Raw genomic sequence first — 3,417 nt, 5'->3', positions numbered from 1 at the left:
CTACAAGCGTAGAGTGATTTTTTCCGGGCCTGCTGCGAAGAGCAGGGGTCTGGGCCTTGGTTTCGAGTTTCGACAATCCGCCGTGAGGCGGGCGTTAGACAAGAGATTAGGGCAAGTAAGCTACTAAGGGCGTGCGGTGGATGCCTAGGTGCCAAGAGGCGATGAAGGACGCGGGTGGCTGCGAAAAGCTTCGGGGAGCTGTCAACCAAGCGTTGATCCGGAGATGTCCGAATGGGGAAACCCAGCACTGCGAATAGCGGTGTTACCTCTCACTGAATACATAGGTGAGATGGAGCTAACCAGGGGAAGTGAAACATCTCAGTACCCTGAGGAAGAGAAAACAACGAGTGATTCCCAAAGTAGCGGCGAGCGAAATGGGAACAGCCCAAACCGATGTCACGCAAGTGGCAGCGGGGTAGAGGGTCCACGGTAGGACTTTGACTGGCTAGCGGAAGTCTCTGGAAAGAGACACCAAAGGGCGTGATAGTCGCGTACGCGAAAGCTGGTTGGAGCTGAGTGGGTTACCCAAGTAAGACGGGACACGTGCAATCCTGTCTGAATCAGCCGGGACCATCCGGTAAGGCTAAATACTCCTTGGCGACCGATAGTGAACAAGTACCGCGAGGGAAAGGTGAAAAGAACCCCGGCAAGGGGAGTCAAAAGAACCTGAAACCGCATGTCTACAAGCAGTCCGAGCACTACGGCGCAAGCCAGTGCGAGGGCGTACCTTTTGCATCATGATTCGGCGACTTAATATACGTAGCGAGGCTAAGCCGTTAGGTGGAGCCGGAGCGAAAGCGAGTCCTAAAAGGGCGAATTAGTTGCGTGTATTATAACCCGAAGCGGGGTGATCTACACATGGCCAGGTTGAAGTGCGGGTAACACCGCATGGAGGACCGAACTCATGAAAGTTGAAAATTTCTGAGATGAGCTGTGTGTAGGGGTGAAAGGCCAATCAAACTCCGTGATAGCTGGTTCTCCCCGAAAGATATTTAGGTATCGGCTCGGGCAATTCAATACTGGAGGTAGAGCACTGGAACGGCTAGGGGTCTCACCAGATTACCAAACCGTACCAAACTCCGAATGCCAGTAATTGTTAGCCCGGGACGCAGTCAGTGGGTGATAACGTCCATTGGCAAGAGGGGAATAACCCAGACCGACAGCTAAGGTCCCCAAATCTAGTCTAAGTGAACACTAGAAAGGATGTGGCAGGTCATTGACAACCAGGAGGTTGGCTTAGAAGCAGCCATCCTTTAAAGAAAGCGTAATAGCTCACTGGTCAAGACAGGCCGCGCCGAAAATGTAACGGGGCTCAAGACTAGTACCGAAGCTTCGGGTCACACGCAAAACGTGTGGCGGTAGGGGAGCGTCCCAGTTGCAGCGAAGGTCGACCGAAAGGGCGGCTGGAGCGGCTGGGAGTGCTGATGCCGAAATGAGTAGCGATAAAGGGGGTGAGAAACCCCCTCGCCGTAAACCCAAGGTTTCCTGGGTCAAGTTAATCTTCCCAGGGTTAGCCGGAACCTAAGTCGAGGCCGAAAGGCGTAGATGATGGAAAGCAGGTTAATATTCCTGCGCCATCTTGTAAGCGTTGAACTAAGGGAGGACGGAGAAAGCTAGGCGAGCTGACCGGCGGTTGTGTCAGTCCAAAGGCGTAGGGGTGTCGCGTACGATTAAAGGCGCGGCAGCTATCCCCGAGACCCCATGGCGCCCCGTAAGGGGTAAGTCGCTGATGCTCTGCTTCCAAGAAAAGTCCCGTAGGGAGCTTGCAGGGTGTCCGTACCGTAAACCGACACAGGTGGGTGAGGAGAAAATCCTAAGGCGCTTGAGAGAACTCTCCTCCAAGGAACTAGGCAAATTTCCACCGTAACTTCGGAAGAAGGTGGGCCTCTGGTAGGTGAAGGCGTACAGCCGGAGCCGAGAGAGGTTGCAGAGAAATGGCGGTAGCGACTGTTTACCAAAAACACAGGACTCTGCGAAGGCGACAAGCCGACGTATAGGGTCTGACTCCTGCCCGGTGCTGGAAGGTTAAGGGGATTCGTCAGCCGCAAGGCAAAGCGATGATCCGAAGCCCCAGTAAACGGCGGCCGTAACTATAACGGTCCTAAGGTAGCGAAATTCCTTGTCGGGTAAGTTCCGACCTGCACGAATGGAGTAACGACTTCCGCGCTGTCTCGGAGAGGGACTCAGCGAAATTGAAATAGCTGTGCCGATGCAGTTTACCCGCAGCAAGACGGAAAGACCCCGTGAACCTTTACTATAACTTGACAGTGACACTAGGGATTGACTGTGTAGGATAGGTGGGAGCCTTTGAAGCCGGGCCGCTAGGTTCGGTGGAGGCAACGGTGAAATACCACCCTGTTGATTTCTGGTGTCTAACCATGTCCCGTAAGCCGGGATTGGGACACTGTCTGGTGGGTAGTTTGACTGGGGCGGTCGCCTCCCAAAGAGTAACGGAGGCGCGCGATGGTTCCCTCAGCCCGATTGGAAACCGGGCGGCGAGTGCAATGGCATAAGGGAGCTTGACTGCGAGACGGACACGTCGAGCAGGTGCGAAAGCAGGTCATAGTGATCCGGTGGTCCTGAATGGAAGGGCCATCGCTCAACGGATAAAAGGTACTCCGGGGATAACAGGCTTATCTCCCCCAAGAGTTCACATCGACGGGGAGGTTTGGCACCTCGATGTCGGCTCATCGCATCCTGGGGCTGGAGCAGGTCCCAAGGGTTTGGCTGTTCGCCAATTAAAGCGGTACGCGAGCTGGGTTCAAAACGTCGTGAGACAGTTTGGTCCCTATCTGCTGTGGGCGTAGGATACTTGAGAGGCTCTGACCTTAGTACGAGAGGACCGGGTTGGAGGCACCGCTGGTGTACCAGTTGTCTCGCCAGAGGCATCGCTGGGTAGCCATGTGCCGATTGGATAACCGCTGAAAGCATCTAAGCGGGAAACCGACCTCAAGACCAGGTATCCCGGGCGCAAGCCCCTGAAGACCCGTCGAAGACTACGACGTTGATAGGCCAGGTGTGTAAGCGCGGTAACGCGTTGAGCTAACTGGTACTAATTGGTCGAGAGGCTTACTTCCCCCTATCTCTTGCATGCCCCCTCAAGGGGAGTAAGGGACTCGGGGCCAAGGCCGAGACTGAATGCACTATGCATTCACCCGGACGAAACACTAGACGCACAGCGAGACTTGTGCTCGCAGAATGCTGCAACTTACCCTTCGTATGCACTTCATGCTTTTCCGGTGGCTATGTCGGAGGGGTCACACCCGTTCCCATCCCGAACACGGAAGTTAAGCCCTCCAGAGCCGATGGTACTCCGCGGGAAACCGCGTGGGAGAGTAGGTCGCTGCCGGATTCTTTTTGAGAGAAGCCCTCGTCGCCTCGTGCGACGGGGGCTTTTCGCTTTTGTGCGTCTGGAGT

Annotated in this window: 2 rRNA genes; both read left to right on the top strand. The window is 55.1% G+C overall.

Annotation, left to right across the window (positions count from 1 at the left end):
* Positions 1 to 113 precede the first annotated feature (113 nt).
* Positions 114 to 3,077, top strand: a 23S ribosomal RNA gene (locus tag FJV41_RS48500).
* A gap of 158 nt (positions 3,078 to 3,235) precedes the next feature.
* A 5S ribosomal RNA gene (rrf, locus tag FJV41_RS48495) occupies positions 3,236 to 3,352 on the top strand.
* The last annotated feature ends 65 nt before the right edge of the window (positions 3,353 to 3,417 follow it).

It is taken from the genome of Myxococcus llanfairpwllgwyngyllgogerychwyrndrobwllllantysiliogogogochensis (genome assembly GCF_006636215.1).
In the GTDB taxonomy this organism is placed as follows: Bacteria; Myxococcota; Myxococcia; order Myxococcales; family Myxococcaceae; genus Myxococcus; species Myxococcus llanfairpwllgwyngyllgogerychwyrndrobwllllantysiliogogogochensis.
This window is presented reverse-complemented; position numbering and strand designations above follow the sequence as displayed.